The 17,951-nt window shown below is 35.7% G+C and carries 14 protein-coding genes; 8 read left to right on the top strand and 6 right to left on the bottom strand.

Translation table 11 applies throughout. From position 1 onward, the window contains the following. The first annotated feature begins 3 nt into the window (after positions 1–3). Positions 4–387, top strand: coding sequence for a DoxX family protein (locus J2X31_RS15575; protein WP_310027922.1), 384 nt, complete (start codon positions 4–6; stop codon positions 385–387). A 418-nt stretch (positions 388–805) separates the two neighbouring features. Next, positions 806–1,267: a hypothetical protein gene (locus tag J2X31_RS15570; protein ID WP_310027920.1), complete on the top strand. Its 462-nt coding sequence runs from the start codon at positions 806–808 to the stop codon at positions 1,265–1,267. Positions 1,268–1,338: 71 nt separating this feature from the next. Here the strand turns inward: J2X31_RS15570 and J2X31_RS15565 are convergent, their stop codons facing one another. The 3 genes from J2X31_RS15565 to J2X31_RS15555 all read right to left on the bottom strand — a co-directional run bounded on the left by J2X31_RS15565 (position 1,339) and on the right by J2X31_RS15555 (position 4,792). Continuing rightward, positions 1,339–2,631 (bottom strand): aminopeptidase P family protein, encoded by a 1,293-nt coding sequence (locus J2X31_RS15565; protein ID WP_310027919.1) that lies wholly within the window; start codon positions 2,629–2,631, stop codon positions 1,339–1,341. 163 nt (positions 2,632–2,794) lie between these two features. Beyond that, positions 2,795–3,391 carry a Crp/Fnr family transcriptional regulator gene (locus tag J2X31_RS15560; RefSeq protein WP_310027917.1) on the bottom strand — a complete coding sequence of 199 codons (597 nt, stop codon included), beginning with the start codon at positions 3,389–3,391 and terminating at the stop codon, positions 2,795–2,797. A gap of 39 nt (positions 3,392–3,430) precedes the next feature. After that, the gene (locus J2X31_RS15555; protein WP_310027915.1) at positions 3,431–4,792 is read right to left on the bottom strand and encodes a hydroxymethylglutaryl-CoA synthase family protein; all 1,362 of its coding nucleotides are present in this window, start codon (positions 4,790–4,792) and stop codon (positions 3,431–3,433) included. Between the two features lie 193 nt (positions 4,793–4,985). Between J2X31_RS15555 and J2X31_RS15550 the strand changes: the two genes are divergently transcribed. The 6 genes from J2X31_RS15550 (at position 4,986) to J2X31_RS15525 (ending at position 13,554) form a co-directional block, all read left to right on the top strand. After that, positions 4,986–5,837: a ChaN family lipoprotein gene (locus tag J2X31_RS15550; RefSeq protein ID WP_310027913.1), complete on the top strand. Its 852-nt coding sequence runs from the start codon at positions 4,986–4,988 to the stop codon at positions 5,835–5,837. Between the two features lie 218 nt (positions 5,838–6,055). Beyond that, positions 6,056–6,886 (top strand): succinate dehydrogenase cytochrome b subunit, encoded by an 831-nt coding sequence (locus J2X31_RS15545; protein WP_310027911.1) that lies wholly within the window; start codon positions 6,056–6,058, stop codon positions 6,884–6,886. Positions 6,887–6,900: 14 nt separating this feature from the next. Beyond that, a complete protein-coding gene (locus J2X31_RS15540) occupies positions 6,901–8,901 on the top strand; it encodes a fumarate reductase/succinate dehydrogenase flavoprotein subunit (RefSeq protein WP_310027910.1) in 2,001 nt (666 codons plus the stop codon). A gap of 47 nt (positions 8,902–8,948) precedes the next feature. Further along, positions 8,949–9,692, top strand: a complete 744-nt coding sequence (locus J2X31_RS15535; RefSeq protein ID WP_026706032.1) for a succinate dehydrogenase/fumarate reductase iron-sulfur subunit — start codon at positions 8,949–8,951, stop codon at positions 9,690–9,692. Positions 9,693–9,841: 149 nt separating this feature from the next. Then, complete coding sequence (locus J2X31_RS15530; protein WP_310027909.1) at positions 9,842–12,649, top strand: GH92 family glycosyl hydrolase; 2,808 nt, start codon at positions 9,842–9,844, stop codon at positions 12,647–12,649. 128 nt (positions 12,650–12,777) lie between these two features. Then, on the top strand, positions 12,778–13,554 hold the full coding sequence (locus J2X31_RS15525) for an amidohydrolase (RefSeq protein WP_310027908.1): 777 nt from the start codon (positions 12,778–12,780) through the stop codon (positions 13,552–13,554). On the opposite strand, the gene J2X31_RS15520 is transcribed toward J2X31_RS15525, so the two are convergent. The 3 genes from J2X31_RS15520 to J2X31_RS15510 are packed head-to-tail and all read right to left on the bottom strand — an operon-like array spanning position 13,535 to position 17,865. Then, entirely contained in the window at positions 13,535–15,145 is a 1,611-nt protein-coding gene (locus J2X31_RS15520) for an Ig-like domain-containing domain (RefSeq protein ID WP_310027907.1), read from the bottom strand. The two genes, J2X31_RS15525 and J2X31_RS15520, sit on opposite strands and share 20 nt — an antisense overlap. A 35-nt stretch (positions 15,146–15,180) precedes the next feature. Continuing rightward, complete coding sequence (locus J2X31_RS15515; RefSeq protein ID WP_310027905.1) at positions 15,181–16,428, bottom strand: DNA cytosine methyltransferase; 1,248 nt, start codon at positions 16,426–16,428, stop codon at positions 15,181–15,183. A 36-nt stretch (positions 16,429–16,464) separates the two neighbouring features. Continuing rightward, positions 16,465–17,865 (bottom strand): hypothetical protein, encoded by a 1,401-nt coding sequence (locus J2X31_RS15510; RefSeq protein WP_310027904.1) that lies wholly within the window; start codon positions 17,863–17,865, stop codon positions 16,465–16,467. Between the last annotated feature and the right edge of the window lie 86 nt (positions 17,866–17,951).

The following is a 17,951-nucleotide window of genomic DNA, read 5'->3' as shown; positions in this document are numbered from 1 at the left end:
ACTATGTTCAACATTGCCACGATTTTAGTATTGGTTCTTTTAGCCGTAACGTTCATCCAATCGGCCTACGACAAAACGATGTATTGGAAAGACAATTTGGATTGGTTGAAAGGACATTTTGCAGCGACCCCCATCAAAAACATGGTGCCTTTTTCCTTGTTTCTGATATTGATTTTAGAACTTATTTCGGGAATTTTGTGCATTTCTGGCTGTATCGAATTGCTCATCAATAACGGAAGAACGTTCGGACTTTACGGTGCTATTTTTTCCTGCATTACCCTAATCTTTTTATTAGTTGGACAACGAATGGCGAAGGATTATGATGGAGCCAGAACCATCGTGATTTACTTTATTCCGGCTGTTATGGCTTGTTATTGGTTGAGTTAAATTGTTTCATTATTTATCAAACCTTCTTACCTTAATTACAGCATTTTACGATGCTTTTTTTTTAGGATTTATTATAATTTATAACCCGTTGGGTGTAATTCGGTTTAAGACGTTTTTTGTCATTCCGACGAAGGAGGAATCTCCATTAGGAGCTCCATATTGCAGAGTTTCCTCCTTCGTCGGAATGACAAGTTTGGGTAAATTGCCTACTTTTTCTAAAATAATTAGCAAAAATAGTAATTACACCCAACGGGTTAATTTATAAACTTAAAGCAACTCAATAACGTATAAATAAATTTGAAATAACGAAGGTACAACTGCACTACGATAATAATCAATTTGATTAAAGAATGATACAAACTAGGGGTATTAGTACTATTGTTTGACACTCTGTAAGAGCTTCGATGAAAATTATAATATGAAAAATAGAATTAGAATAGTTTGCTTGATTTTTACACTATTTGCTTTGTATAATTGTAAGGATAAAGAAGAAGAAAAAGCAATAGAATCGCCAAAAATAGTTGAAGATTTTTTTAATCAATATGAAGTTTACAGTTCTGAAAAAGCTGTTGATTTTGTTTTCAATAGCAATAAATGGATTAAAGGGATTGATAAAAATCAAAAAGATTCTATTAGTGAAAACTTATCAGAAACAGTAAAACTTTTAGGAAAGTATCATAAATATGAAATAATAAAGGTCTCAAATATTGGCGACAGCTATAAAGTGGTAAGTTGTTTAGCGAAGTATGAAAGGCAACCCATCAGATTTAATTTTGTTTTATATAAACCAGACCATGAATGGCAAATTCAAAATTTTACTTATGATTTTAATATTGAGGACGAATTGTTGAATGCTACGGATTTATCTTTTGGGTATTAAAAAATCGGTCTGCAATTGCAAACCGATTTTATTTAAGCTGTAAACTGCGACTGAAAACTGACCACTGGTCACTAACGATTCATCAACCCCTCAATTTCTTCCACTTCAATCGGAATATTTCGCATTAGATTAAACGGTTCTCCCGATTCTTGCACGACAACATTATCTTCCAATCTGATTCCGAAACCTTCGGCAGGAATATAAATTCCAGGCTCTACCGTAAAGACCATATTCGTCTGCATTGGTTCGTGTAATAATCCATAATCATGCGTGTCAAGTCCCATATGGTGGGAAGTTCCGTGCATAAAATATTTTTTGTAGGCGGGCCAATCTGGGTTTTCGTTCTGCACATCGGCTTTGTCAATAAGACCCAAACCTAACAATTCAGAAGTCATTAATTTACCCACTTCCAAGTGATATTGTTTCCAAAGTGTTCCTGGTGTAAGCATTTTTGTGGCTTCGTTTTTCACTCTCAAAACCGCATTGTAAACGGCTTTTTGTCGGTCAGAATATCTACCAGAAACAGGAATCGTTCTCGACAAATCGCTTGAATAATTGGCATATTCAGCAGCTACATCCAACAAGATTAAATCTCCCGCTTTACATTGCTGGTTGTTTTCGATATAATGCAAAACGTTGGCATTATTTCCCGAAGCAATAATTGGAGTATAAGCAAACCCTTTTGAACGGTTGCGAACAAATTCGTGGATCAATTCGGCCTCGATTTCATATTCCGTTACATTTGGTTTTACGAATGACAATAATCTTCTAAAACCTTTTTCGGTAATATTACACGCATTTTGAATCAAATCTATTTCTTCACTTTCCTTTACCGAACGTAAACGTTGCAAGATTGGGTTTGATTTTTCTACTTTATGAGCTGGATAATTTTCCTTCCACCATTTTACAAAGCGAGCTTCACGTGTTTCAGTTTCAATCGAAGCGCGATAATGTTCGTTTGTATTGATGTAAATGGTTTCAGAATAGGCCATGATTTCCTTTAATGTTTTATGGAAATCCTGCAACCAAATCACAGTTTTCACACCCGAAACTTCAAAAGCACGTTCTTTTGTCAGCTTTTCGCCTTCCCAAATTGCAATATGTTCGTTGGTTTCTTTCAGGAACAGAATCTCTTTCAAGTTGTCATAAGGAGCATCTGGAAAAAGCAACAAGATACTTTCCTCTTGGTCAACTCCGCTTAAATAAAAGATGTCGCGGTGTTGTGCAAAAGGCAAAGTGCTATCGGCCGAAACCGGGTAAATATCATTAGAATTAAAAATCGCAACGCTGTTTGGCTTCATTTGAGCCGTGAATTTCGCACGATTTTTTATAAATAAGTTACGGTCAATCTGATGGTATTTCATATGTAAAAATTTATTGTTTTTTATTGGACATATGGTATCGCTTATTTTCATTGGTGTTTGCAAGCAAACAACTTGTTTATGGCGATTTCATAATAAAATGCTTTGATAATTGTATTGAATCAAAATTAGGGAAAGATTAGTTGTAACAAGTAGCCAAATGGCGTTATTTTATATTTTTTCGGATACGGCTCATGTGCCTTGAAGAAATTCCGAGAAAAGAAGAAAGGTAGTGAAGAGGTACTTCCTGAAGCAGTTTAGGTTCGGTAGCCAATAATTTATGGTAACGCTCTTCTGGTGAAAGTGTCAGCAAATCAATACGATAATCATCAATAAGACAAAGTTGTTTTTCAATCAGATTATAATAAAATTGATGGAAGGCTTCATTGTTTTCAATCAAATTTTTGAAGGTTTTCAAATCCACAATCCATAATCCGCAATCTGAAATGGCCTTTATGTTTTTTCGTGAAGGCTTGTTGAATAGAAAGCTATTAAGCGAACTCGTAACAGAATTTCGTAAAGCCAAATAAGTTGTCTTCTCCTCGTCATCAACCATAATAGAATGTTGGAGGATGCCACTTTCTACATAGCAGAAATACTGGCAAACCTCGCCTTCTCTAACCAAAAAATCATTCTTTTTGAGCGGTAGAAAAGTAAACGAGTCTCTGGATTTTTCTAAAAGGTCTATAAACGAATCGTCAACAGGATTGGCAAACTCTGTCAGGTAGTCTAAAAAATTCGTAGGTTTTGCCACTGCTTTCATAAGGACAAAATTACCCAAAAATTTCAAACGAAAGAGCTGTTACTCCACCCATTTATAATATCTCGCACCAATCAGATTCGGGATTTCTTTTTCAATTCGGTCTAAAATCCATTCTTGTTTTGGTTGCAGGACGGAGATTTTTAATTCTTTTTTGTGCAGTTTTTCATAGGTTTCAAAATCAATTTCGACACTTTTATTTAAGTTTTCAAAGAGTTGAACTTTGGCTACAGCCAATTTCCAGTCAAGCTGCACAACACCTTCAAACACCTTTGATTTTGAACCACTACCATAAGCAAGGAAACCAATCTTTTTGCCTTCGAGTTCAATATTTTTCTCCGAAGCATTAGCCAAAGTCGAAAGCAATCCCATAAAAATTGAACCAGTATATAAATTTCCAATCAAGGACGAGGCAATTTCCGCAGGTTGGAGTTTTTTATGAACGAATGTTTTATAGACGTCAGATTTGCTGAGTTCTTTCAGTTTGTTTTGATATTCCACAGCATCTTCATCTCCCGAAAGTATTTTTTTATGGGCATCCAAAGCATAAATTTCGGGAAGCATTCTTCGGCCTTGAAACGCATAGGGAAGGTGCATGATGATGTTTTCCCATGAATGGTAGAGGGAATCTTCGGTGTTTTTTAAATCTTTCAACGAAAAATAAGCATCTCTAGTTCTGTCAGTATAGCATTGGTTGGAATACTGACCGTCAAAAACAGGCTGGTCTTTGTGGATTTCAATTTCGCTTTCCAAGTTTTCAAACCAAGGTTCATTGTTGGAATCCCCTGTAATTTCTTCTTTTGTAACGTGACGATAGGGTTTAAAAAAGTCGAAAACGCCTTTTGTGCTAACGGTCCATTGATTATCAAAAGCTATGATTCTCGGGTTGGAACTGATTAGCATTGCCAAAGCTCCAGCACCTTGGGTATATTCTCCGGTAGAATTCAAGTCATATTTTGCAATATCTGTCGTTACGACAATCGCTTTTTTATCAGGGTACAATCGCACGAAATCAAGACAGTTTTGCAATGCATCAACACCACCAATACAGGCGAAAGTAAAATCTACAGCATCACATTCGGCAAGGATATTTTCGCCGAATTTCTGTTCCATCAAGGCAATTAAAAAGGAAGCGATTGGTTTTGAATTATCGATTCCGCTTTCGGTTCCGACGTAGATTCTCGAGATTTCGCTCAAGTCGATGTCGTTTTCTAGGATAAGTTTTGTTAGGGCATTGGCACCTAAAACTACCGTGTCCTGATGCACATCCGGCAAGGTCATGTTGATCAATCCCAAACCTTTTTCGAGTTTTTCGGGTTCGATGTTTCGGGCTTTCGCCAAAGTTTGAATGGATAAATGTATTTTGGAAACGTCAAAAGCAAGGGCATCAATTCCTGTTCTCATTTTAGGGTAAATTTTCGGATGCTAAAATTAGGACTATCAAGCTAAAAAAGCATCCTTTTTAATTTAGAAATAACGCCATATTTTCATTTTTATTGAATTTAGAAAAAAGTATATTCTAAATTATGAAATCCATAATTTTAGTTGGGCAAGCTCTTATTTTATATTAATTTAGCACCACTTTAAAACTTTTGAAATGAAGAATATTTTCTCTCTCTTTGTATTTGTGATCTCGATAAATGCTCTTGCACAAGATAAATTAGCCTATCAGATTTTTGATATAAACGGAAAGAAAACTTCCTATTCAAAAATGTTGCAAAAAGCTGAAAGTTCAGAAGTGGTTTTGTTTGGAGAACACCACGATAATTCCATCATCCATTGGTTGCAACTGGAACTTACAAAAGATTTGGCTGAAAAAAAGCAACTGGTTTTAGGTGCAGAAATGATTGAAGCTGATAATCAAAAGCAATTGAATCAATATCTAAAAGATGAAATCAACCAGAAACAATTCGATACTTTGGCCCGACTTTGGAACAATCATAAAACCGATTATAAGCCTTTGGTGGATTTTGCAAAAGAGAAAAAATTTGATTTCATTGCTACAAATGTTCCAAGACGTTATGCAAGTTTGGTGTATAAACAAGGTTTTGAAGCGTTAGATAAATTAACTCCAGAAGAAAAATCTTGGATGGCTCCGTTGCCTATTGCTTATGATAAAAATCTTCCAGGTTATGTGAAAATGCTCGAAATGATGGGTGATCACGCCAATGAAAATCTGCCGAAAGCACAAGCCATCAAAGATGCAACAATGGGTTATTTTATTTTGCAAAATGTTCAACCAAATTCGGTTTTTGTGCATTATAACGGAACCTATCACAGTGATAATTTTGAAGGCATAAATTGGTATTTGAAAAAAGAAAAACCTGCTCTAAAGATTATGACCATTGCTACTGTGTCGCAAAAAGAGGTTTCAAAATTGGAAAAAGAAAACCTCAAATTAGCTGATTTTATTATTGTTGTAGATGAAGATGTGACTAAAACCTACTAATTTAAAAATATTTTTTTAGCAATTTAAAACCTCGTTTCGGCCTATTTTTTTCGGCATTAAAAGTTTAATTTCAAATTAATTATGCAGAATAAAATTTTATCCCTGATTTACTGCAAACTATAAACACTTTATACTGATTATAAATAAGTCGAAAAGGTTGTAGTTATTTTGAATATGCGTTATTTTTGTGTACTTTTTTAAACACACAAACAACAATTATGGCAAAATCTGCAATCTTAAAGTCATCTCTAGCTAAAAAGTATTGGATGGCTCTAACGGGTTTATTTTTATGCTTGTTTTTAGCGGGCCACTTGGCCGGAAACTTACAGCTTATTTTCGGAAATGCACTACAATTCAACCAGTATGCATTGTTTATGACCACCAATCCGGCGGTTAAATTATTATCTTATGTTACCTATATTTCAATTCTTTTTCATGCAATTGATGGTATTTTGCTAACGGTTCAAAACCAAAGAGCACGACCAATCAAGTATGCGAAGGAAAATGCTTCGGCTAATTCGGCTTGGGCATCAAGAAACATGGCGGTTTTAGGAACATTGATCTTGGTTTTTATCGTGACACACATGGTAAACTTTTGGGCCAAAATGCATTTTGATGAAAGCATGCCTTTGCAGACGATTGAAATTGATAATGGAGGAATGAAACAAGATTTTTATTTGACAACTGACGGAGGTTATTTGCCAAAAACTCAAGTAGAACAAGGAATGATTGTTATTAAAAACAGAACCGAGTTCCATGATGCAAACGCAAAAGTAAAATTTAAAGAGGGTTATAAAGATCTACACAAAATCACTTTTGCCTTTTTTCAAGATGCAAAATACGGTTTGATTGCTACAATCGCTTACGTAATTGCAATGTTCGTTTTAGCATTTCACTTGCTACACGGTTTTGCAAGTGCCTTCCAATCTTTGGGTGCTAACAATCCAAAATACAACGGACTGATTAGAGGTTTCGGAAAAGGTTTTGCTATCATAGTGCCACTTTTATTCGCGATCATTCCAGTTTATATTCACTTTTTTGCTAAATAATATAGTATACAATCATGAGTTTAGATTCAAAAATTCCTGCAGGTCCAATTTCGGACAAATGGACAGATTATAAAAATCATATTAATTTAGTGAACCCTGCCAACAAACGTAATATTGACATTATCGTTGTTGGAACGGGACTTGCCGGTGGTTCTGCCGCTGCAACTTTAGCTGAATTAGGTTACAATGTAAAAGCATTTTGCTTTCAAGATTCACCTCGAAGAGCCCACTCGATTGCAGCTCAAGGAGGTATAAATGCTGCAAAAAACTATCAAGGAGACGGAGATTCAACCTTCCGTTTGTTTTATGATACTGTAAAAGGTGGTGACTACCGTGCTCGTGAAGCAAATGTTCACCGTCTGGCGGAAGTTTCTGCAAATATCATCGACCAATGTGTGGCACAAGGTGTTCCGTTGGCTCGTGAATATGGCGGACTTTTAGACAACCGTTCTTTTGGAGGAACTTTAGTTTCTAGAACATTCTATGCAAAAGGACAAACAGGACAGCAATTATTATTAGGAGCTTATTCTGCCATGAACCGTCAAATCGGTCGTGGAAAAATCAAAATGCACAACCGTCACGAAATGCTAGATTTAGTAATCGTAAACGGAAAAGCTAGAGGAATTATCGCTCGTAATTTGGTTACTGGAGAAATTGAAAGACATTCAGCTCACGCGGTTGTTATTGCTTCTGGAGGATACGGAAACGTGTTTTTCCTTTCTACAAACGCAATGGGAAGTAATGCGACTGCAGCTTGGAAAATACATAAAAAAGGAGCTTTTTTTGCAAATCCTTGTTACACACAAATTCACCCAACTTGTATTCCGGTTTCAGGAGATCACCAGTCAAAATTGACGTTGATGTCAGAATCGTTGAGAAATGACGGTAGAATTTGGGTTCCAAAATCATTGGAAGATGCAAAAGCCATCCGTGAAGGAAAAAAGAAACCTACGGATTTAGCTGAAAACGAAAGAGATTATTACTTGGAAAGAAGATATCCATCTTTTGGAAACTTGGTGCCTCGTGATATCGCTTCCCGTGCTGCAAAAGAAAGATGTGATGCAGGTTTTGGTGTAAATAAAACAGGAGAAGCTGTTTATTTGGACTTTGCTGCAGCAATCGAAAGATACGGAAAAGACCAAGCCAGAATCAAGCATTTGGATGAAAATGATATGAAACTGGTTAAGAAATTAGGAACAGAAGTGGTGGCCAATAAATACGGTAACTTGTTCCAAATGTATGAGAAAATCGTTGACGAGAATCCTTATGAAACTCCGATGATGATTTATCCAGCGGTTCACTATACAATGGGTGGAACTTGGGTAGATTATAATTTGATGACTACAATTCCAGGTTGTTTCTCAATTGGAGAATCTAATTTCTCTGATCACGGAGCAAATAGATTAGGAGCCTCTGCCTTGATGCAAGGTTTGGCCGACGGATATTTCGTACTGCCTTACACGATTGGAGATTATTTGGCTCCAGATATCAAAACTGGAACAATTTCTACAGATTTGCCAGAATTCGTAGAAGCTGAAAACAATGTTAGAGAACAATTGAACAAGTTCATCAACAATAACGGAACACATTCTGTTGACCATTTCCACAAGAAATTAGGTAAAATCATGTGGGACAAAGTGGGTATGGCTCGAAATGCAAAAGGTTTGACCGAAGCTATCGATGAAATTGCCGCTTTGCGTGAGGAATTCTACAGAGATGTAAAAGTTCCGGGTTCAATCGACAGTTTCAATCAAGAGCTGGAAAAAGCAATGAGAGTTGCCGATTTCCTTGAATTAGGAGAGCTTTTCGCAAAAGATGCATTGCATAGAAATGAATCTTGTGGAGGACATTTCCGTGAGGAATACCAAACTCCAGAAGGAGAAGCACAACGTGATGATGAGAATTTTGCCTACGTTGCCGCTTGGGAATACAAAGGAAAACCTAGCGAAGCTGTATTGCACAAGGAACCTTTGGTTTTTGATAATGTGAAATTGGTTCAAAGAAGTTATAAATAAGATATAAGGTCGGAAAACCGATTACTTAATTCTCAACACTGAAAATTATGAAATTAACTCTCAAAATATGGCGTCAGAAAAACGCTAAAGAAACAGGAAAAATCGTTGAATATCCAATAGACAATGTTTCTCCAGATATGTCCTTCCTAGAAATGCTTGACGTTTTGAACGAGGGCTTGATTAATAAAGGAGATGATCCTGTGGCTTTTGACCACGATTGTCGCGAAGGAATCTGCGGAATGTGTTCGCTTTTCATCAATGGAGAAGCTCACGGACCAGACAGAGGCGTTACGACTTGTCAGTTGCACATGAGAATGTTCAAGGATGGCGATACGATTTTTATCGAGCCTTTCCGTGCAAAAGCGTTCCCGGTAATTAAGGATTTGGTTGTGGATAGAAGTTCTTTCGATAGAATCCAACACGCTGGAGGTTTTATTTCGGTAAACACTTCTGGAAACACAATCGATGCCAATACAATTCCAATTAACAAGCACGATGCTGACCGATCATTCGATGCTGCAACTTGTATTGGTTGTGGAGCTTGTGTAGCAACTTGTAAAAACTCATCAGCAATGCTTTTTGTTTCTGCAAAAGTATCGCAGTTCGCTTTGTTGCCTCAAGGAAAAGTTGAAGCAGCTGACAGAGTTTTAAACATGGTCAACCAGATGGATGCCGAAGGTTTTGGAAACTGTACCAACACTGGAGCTTGCGAAGTTGAATGTCCGAAAGGAATTTCACTTGAAAATATTGCAAGAATGAACAGAGAATATTTGGTGGCAAGTATCAAATAACCCAAAAAAATAGCCATAAGGCAAAAAATTAAAACGCATCTGTTGATTCAGGTGCGTTTTTTTGTTGGCTAAACAACTCCGACAGAGTTCAAAACTCTGTCGGAGTTACTAATCAGATTTCATTATATTTGAAAAACAAAACGAACAGAATGAAATATTTCTTCCTACTATTATTCATTTCAACCTTCAATTTCGCTCAAAACTACCAGAAACACGTCAATCCACTTATTGGAACAGGTGGTCACGGGCATACTTTTCCCGGAGCTACGGTTCCATTTGGAATGGTGCAACTTTCGCCCGATACCAGAATTGACGGCAGTTGGGACGGATGTTCGGGCTATCATTATTCGGATAATGTGATTTACGGATTTTCGCATACCCATTTGAATGGAACAGGAGTTACCGATTTTGGAGATATTATGCTGATGCCAACCATGGGAAAACCTTCCTTGGATAAAAATGATTATTCTTCGAAATTTTCGCATACAAATGAAAAAGCTTCCGCCGGATTTTATGCTGTAAAATTAGAAGATGACAATATTGATGTCCGACTGACAACTTCAACTCGGGTTGGCTTTCATGAATATACTTTTAATAATTCGGGTCAGGCTAATATTATTTTAGATTTAAACCATCGTGATAAATTACTAGAAGGTAGAGTAAGAATTATAGATGATAAAACGGTTGAAGTTTTAAGAAGAAGTGAAGCTTGGGCTCGAAATCAGTATGTTTATGCTCGAATTGAATTTAGTGTTCCCTTCAAAGTTGGAAAGATAAAAGGAGAAAATACTAAATTACAAGGATTATACAAAGGAACAGAAATAGCAATCAGTTTTTCAAAACAAGTCAAAAAAGGAGAAAAAATTTTAGTAAAAGTATCGCTTTCACCAACATCTTATGAAGGAGCAAAACTCAATATGTCCGAAATCAAACACTGGGATTTTGAAAAAGTAAAGAAAGATGCCGAAGCACTTTGGAACAAGGAATTATCAAAAATAGAAGTCACTTCTTCGGATAAAAATAAATTGGCAATTTTCTACACGGCTTTGTACCACACGATGATGCAACCCAATATAGCCCAAGATTTAGACGGAAAATACCGTGGTCGCGACAATCAAATTCATACGGCAAAAGGCTTCGATTATTATTCGGTTTTCTCGCTTTGGGACACGTTTCGATCCGCTCATCCGCTTTATACTTTGATTGATAAGAAGCGAACTTCCGATTTTATCAATACCTTTTTGATGCAATATGAACAAGGCGGAAGATTGCCGGTTTGGGAGTTGGCTTCCAATGAAACGGATTGCATGATTGGCTATCATTCGGTTTCCGTTATGGCCGATGCTATGGCAAAAGGAATAAAAGGCTTTGATTATGAAAAAGCGTTTGAAGCTTCAAAACATTCTGCAATGTTGGACCATTTGGGCTTGGAAGCCTACAAAAAGAATGGTTTTATCAGTATCGATGATGAACACGAAAGTGTTTCAAAAACCGTTGAATATGCCTATGACGACTGGTGTATTGCACAAATGGCAAGCATCTTAAACAAAAAAGACGACTACGAATATTTCATGAAACGTTCTCAAAATTGGAAAAACCTCTTCGATTGGGAAACCGGTTTTATCCGACCAAAAAAGAACGGTGGTTGGGAAAAACCTTTTGACCCAAGGGAAGTGAACAATAATTTTACCGAAGGAAATGCTTGGCATTATACTTTTTTCGTTCCACAAGATATTCCCGGAATGATTGAAGCGTATGGCGGAAATGAAAAATTTGAAGCCAAACTCGACGAAATGTTCAATGCCGATAGCAAAACTACTGGACGAGAACAAGTTGATGTTACTGGTTTGATGGGACAATATGCTCACGGAAACGAACCAAGTCATCACATGGCGTATTTGTATAATTATGTTGGAAAGCCAGAAAAGACAACCGAAAAAGTACATTATATTTTAAATAATTTCTACAAAAACACTCCAGACGGCTTGATTGGAAACGAAGATTGTGGACAAATGAGTGCTTGGTATGTGTTGAGTTCGATGGGGATTTATTCGGTTACTCCGGGAAATGCCGAATGGACGAAAACAACGCCTTATTTTGAAAAAGTAAAAATCAATTTTGAAAATAATGAACCGCTTACGATAACTAAAAAAGGAATGAAAGGTTATTTAAAGGAGGTTTGGGCGAAAGCAGAAGTACAAGATTTTTTCGATGTAACTATTGTTCCAGTAATCAATGCAGAAAGCAAATCATTCAAAGATAAATTATCAATTCATATTGACTTTCATAATTTAACTGCAAGAAATTATCGTGGTCAAGGAGTGATGTACAGAGTAATTGATAAAGAGAGTGAAAATCCAGCGTTTCAATTTTTTGGAGAAGATATCCAGATTACAAAAACATCAACAATTGAAGCTTTTACAATTGAAAGTTTAGAAGCACAAGGACCAACGAGCAACACCATCTCCGCCACTTTCTTCAAAAAACCAAACGATTACACGATCCAAATCAAATCAAAATACAACCGACAATATCACGCAGGCGGTCCGGAAGGTTTGATTGATGGAATTCACGGTGCAAAAAACTGGCAAAAAGGCGAATGGCAAGGCTACCAATCGCAGGATTTTGAAGCAGTTGTTGATTTGCAGAAAGCTCAAAAAATCAAGACCATAAGCTCAACTTATCTGCAGGATTCCCGTTCTTGGATTTTGCTTCCGCAAAAGGTGGAATACTATGTTTCAAACGATAATATTCATTTTCAGCTGATGAAAACGGTAGAAAGCACGCTGGATTGGAAATACAATGATACTGCAATTGTAGATTATAAAATCGATTTGGAAAGCATCACGGCACGATATATTAAAGTAAAAGCCTATAATTTTGGCAAGCTTCCCGAAGGACATCAGGGTTTTGGAGGCGATGCTTTTATTTTTATTGATGAAATTATGATTAGATGATTAACAACTCTGTCAGAGTTTCAAACTCTGACAGAGTTATAGAAAAAGAAAAATGAGATTACAATTAGATAATTATCAACTCCTTCAGAGTTTCAAACTCTGAAGGAGTTATATAAAAAAATATATAAATGAAAATAGCTTTAATTCAAACGGACATTATTTGGGAAGATGCAGACCAAAATCGGAAAAATTTCGAAGAAAAAATCAATACGATTGCTTCGGATGTAGATTTGATTATCCTGCCCGAAATGTTCACGACGGGCTTTTCGATGCATCCTGAAGCACTTGCCGAAACAATGAAAGGCGAATCGGTTCTGTGGCTCCAACATCTGGCGAAAGCCAAAAATGCAGCTATAACGGGAAGCTTGATCATCAAGGAAAACGATAGATTCTATAATCGATTGGTTTTTGTTTTTCCGTCGGGCGAAATACAGTTTTACGACAAGCGACATTTGTTTTCGTTGGCGGGAGAAGATGAATTGTATTCGGCTGGAGCCAAAAAACTAATCGTTGAATACAAGGGTTGGAAAATTTGCCCGCTGATTTGCTATGATTTGCGTTTTCCGGTTTTCTCCCGAAATACCGAAGATTATGATCTTTTGATTTATGCTGCAAATTGGCCCACAACGAGAATTTTAGCTTGGGACACACTTTTGAAAGCTCGTGCCATCGAAAACATGTGCTACACGATTGGCGTCAACCGAATTGGCAAAGACGGAAACGATCATCCCTATTCCGGACATACGCAAGTGGTTGATTTTCTTGGGAATTCGGTCATCGAACCATCAGAAAAAGAAATAATCCTCATTGCTGAATTGGACAAACAACAGCTTTTGGAAACCCGAAAAAAGCTGGATTTCCTGAACGACAGAGATGTTTTTGAAATTAAGGACTCGCAGGGGTGAGGATAAAAATTTCTTCCCAATCCCAATTTGGTTTCACTTCTATTTCTTTGGGGAAATAAAGAACCTCTTCTCCTTGTCGTTTTTCAAGGTAATTTCCCGGATCCCATTTGCCGTTTCCGTTGTCGTCATAAATAATTCTGATGTAGAATTTCTTAGGCTGAAAAGCATTAAAAAGGATCGTATTGCTATCGGTAGAATATTCCGATTCTAGAACGGTTCCTTTTTCATCGGTTAATTCTACGATTATCGGAAATTTCTTGACGTTTTCTAATTTCAAAGTAAGATTGGCATAGTCCGAAAGGTCTTTGGTGCCGAATTTATAATTCAAAGTGTCGTTTTGGGCTTCATAAAAATCAGTCAAAGCACCCGGCATCAAGAGCATCGTATATTTTTCGAGCGGTTCTTTCCTGAAATTGAACTTCAATTTTTGGTTGAATGCATCGTATTGAGTCGTATAAGGAACAATAATGGAATCCTTGTTTCGGAGCGTAATTTTGGTGGTGTCGAATTTCGTCAGCGGAATGGAGGATGTGATTTCGAATTTGTCTCTGAAATGAAGTGTTCCGAGGGGTTTTGCATTAAAACTCAAGGAATCTTTCTTTTGGTTTTTGATTTTAAAGTTAAATTCTTTCTTGAAATTTTCGTTCTCGATTTCTAAACTCAACGAATCTGCCTTAACGGGTTGAAACCACAGCTGAAGCGAATCTTTCTCGGGCAATTTGGTTACGATGGTTGGCATCACTTCGTTGCCGTTTTTCAACGTAAATTTTGCCTTATCGGGTTTTCCTTCATAACCAACAGTTGCTCTGTTTCCAGAAGCTTGAGCGGGTTTTAAACCTTTAAAAACGGGAACTTCATTAAAAAGCTGAAGGTTGTAGTTGGTGCCTTCACTTGGAATTGTAATGTGTTCTTTATAAAAACCAATTTGGTCTTTTTTAGTGTCAAAAATAAAGTTGTTGTTATAGTCCTTCATCGCCACAAGCATATATTTGCCTGCTTTTATATTGTCTATCTGCCAAGTTTTGGCACTGTCTAGTGTGTTGGTTACATAGCGTGGTTTTTCCTTGTAAACAATCGAATCGGTGAATTTTTCATTTACTTCATATAACATCACGGTAACAAAATTGGCTACGTTTTTCTCTAGAGCATCGCTTATTCTTCCGCTAACAGATAATGAATCAATGTAATTTCCGGTTGAAAAAACATATTTGAATTGAGGATAGATATTTCCCTCGTTGTTGTCCTGGATACTCTGCCCGAAGTTGAAACTGTAGGTAGTATCGGGCTGGAGCGTGTCTTTTATTTTGATGGTGATGTATTTGCTGGCGTTTGTTGGGGTGATGTTGGGAGGCGTATTCATTGGAGGTGAAACAATCAGTTGCTTGTTGACGTCCTTGAGTTTTACATATTCATCAAAAACCAATCTTACCTCGTTGCCTTTAAATTCTGTACTGAAATTTTTAGGGATGCTTTGTTGTAGAACGGGCGGAATCGTATCGGTCAGACCACCGGTGATGTTGCCTCTTTTGGCACAACCTACAACGAAAATCGCCAAAAGGATTAAAATATACTTGTACGGAATCTTCAACATAAAAAGCAGAATTTATAGTTATCCAATAACCTATGTTATTTTTTTTTTAAAGTTTGTTTAATTGATAAACCAATTGCCTTTGCCAATAACGGCGGAACTGCATTTCCAATTTGCACCATTTGTTTAGATTTTGTCCCTTTAAAGATAAAACTATCTGGAAACGATTGTAATCTAGCCATTTCTCTGACTGTTATAACGCGAGGCTCTATCGGGTGAATATTTACACCGCCATGATTTTCTTTAATTGTACAACTTGCCTCATTCCACGGACATTTTTTCCATGAATCAGAATATTTGTCATATAGGCTTTTCCCTTCAGGAACTTTAGCTAATCGTTCCTTCATATCATCAGTATGATTAGTCCTAACGTGATTAAATTTTGGATTATCTTCGAGTCTTATCAAATCTTCAATAGCTTCTTTTGTTGTTATGTAAGAATCTGATTCTAAAAGAGGGGCAGGATGATAGTTTTGTTTACCAATTCTGTTAGCAATAAAAATTACTCTTTCTCTTTTTTGTGGGACATAATAATCTGCTGAATTCAAAACAGTCACATTTACCACATAGCCAAGTTTTCTTATATCAGCTTTTATTTTGTCCTCGACTTTGCCTTTTAACATAGACCGTAAACCTTTTACGTTTTCTGCAACAATAAATTCAGGTTGTAATTCCTCAATAATTTCTAACATATCTTTATACAAAGAATTTCTTTTGTCTTCAACGATCCTGTTGCCGGACATACTGAAACCTTGGCATGGAAAACCACCCGAAAGAACCGTAAGCTTTTTTCCATTAAGCTTTTCTTTTACTGTATTTATGAATTTTTCTTTTATTTCTTTTTGAGTAATATCGCCTTCAATTAATGGGTGAGAAAAGTTTTCTCTATAAGTCATTCCCGCTTCTTTAAACCAATCTAAACCGCAAACTTGATTAAAACCCGCCATTTCAAAACCTTTAGCCATCCCGCCTGCTCCACAAAATAAATCTGCAGATGTGAGTTCTGATGGAGTTGTTCCGTCCCAGATATCAGAAATGTCAATCCAATTTACGATATCAGTTTTTGTTGATTTTGGATGAGAAAATTCAAGTTCTTTGATCTCTCCATTTTCATAAACTGAAAGATTAAGAAAGTATTGTAATTCACTTTCTTCAACTCGATGAACTCCACCAATTTTGTTTGATTTTATTTTTCCTGCATGTATATATCTTCTAACAGACTTTTGAGATACATTAAGCTTTACAGCGACATCTTCAATTCTTAATAATTGTTTTGTAGTGTCCATATTTGTCCAATTTTGTCCAAATATATATATTGTTTTTTAAACAGACAATAAGTTATTGATGTTGAATCTAAATTTCAATGAATTTCTCGCAGAATGAACTTGGAATTCTCCAAGTGAAAACCTGTTTTCCCCATATTTAATGGTTACACTACTTTTATCAGTAAAGTCGTTGGAATAACAGATTAAGTTTGGATTAAAAGTAATGTTTTCTAAATCACATTTTACAACGAGTTTTGAATTTATATCATTTTCGTTTAAATATAATGACCATAAAATATAATCACATTCATTTAAAAATTTCACATATTCACTTAACAGCAATGATAATTTTTCTTTATCAGTTACTAAAATTCTAAATTTTTCTTCGTCCATATTTCCATCGTACCAGCCTTTTTTAGAAAAATATAAGTCAAATGTTTTTGGAGATGGTTGTCCAACTTCAGGCGGACAAACCTTAAAAGCTTTAGACTTATTTGTTTTTACTGATAAAGTCGCATCGTTTTCAAGATAAAAATCAACCCCACTTTTGCTATGTCCACCACGGTCTCTTTTTTCAGTTCCAGAATATTTAATTGGTTTTAGTGGAAACAAAACTGGTTTTTTTAATGTGTAATGCTTTTCAAATGCATTTAAAATTATCTTGTCAGAATTGTTTAATAACCTATCATTATTAACACCTGATTCCAGTCCAAATACATTGCAAATTGCTAGTTCAGCCGTATCTCCTAGAAGTGAATTATTATTTCTTATTTCTCTTTTTATAAGTTGGGGAAAGTTTTCACTGTGTAATCTAAATTTGTAAAAACGATTTTTATGTAACTGCATTTCCAAAACAGTTTGACCATCATATTTGACCGTTGTCGATTCATTCCATTCTAATATATTTGCTTTTGTAAATGTGAATTTTTCTTTTTCAAAAGTTAGTTCTGGAAAGTTTCCTCTTTTAATAATCTCAAATTTAATCTCCTCATTTAATAAATAAATATAACAATTATAGTCACTTACTAAAGCATAATCAATTAAAATCGGTAAAATCTCATTTACATTTTCAAGACAAAATTGTTTGAAATTATCACGAGTTATTTCTTCTGGGTACAAATCTCCGAAATAATGATTTAATACTTTTAGACCTGATTGTCCAACAACTTTTGGAGCAAACATTTTTCCATTACCTTTAAAAGATTTTATGGATAAGGTTTCGTTATTTTTTAGTAAAAAATTATGTGGACTTTTTGTGATAAATTCAGAAGTAAAATCTTTTGAATCAGCCAAATATTTGATTGGACTTCTTCCTCTAAATATTTTTCCGAGTATATTAGATTTTAATATTTTGCTTAATAAATTTTCGTCAATTCTTTTTGAAGAAATTTTATTGTTAAGCTTATATTTTATACAGACTGCATATTGTAAAGTTATACCGAAAGTTTCATTATTCATATTGATGTCTTTAGTCTCTCAAAAGTACTCATTTTCTACGTGAAGAATTTCCTGTAGGCAATTATATTTAGTGTAAACGAAATGTT

The organism is Flavobacterium arsenatis (genome assembly GCF_031456785.1).
Taxonomy (GTDB): Bacteria; Bacteroidota; Bacteroidia; order Flavobacteriales; family Flavobacteriaceae; genus Flavobacterium; species Flavobacterium arsenatis.
The sequence above is the reverse complement of the archived record's forward strand: the minus strand, read 5'-3'. Positions and strand labels throughout refer to the sequence as shown.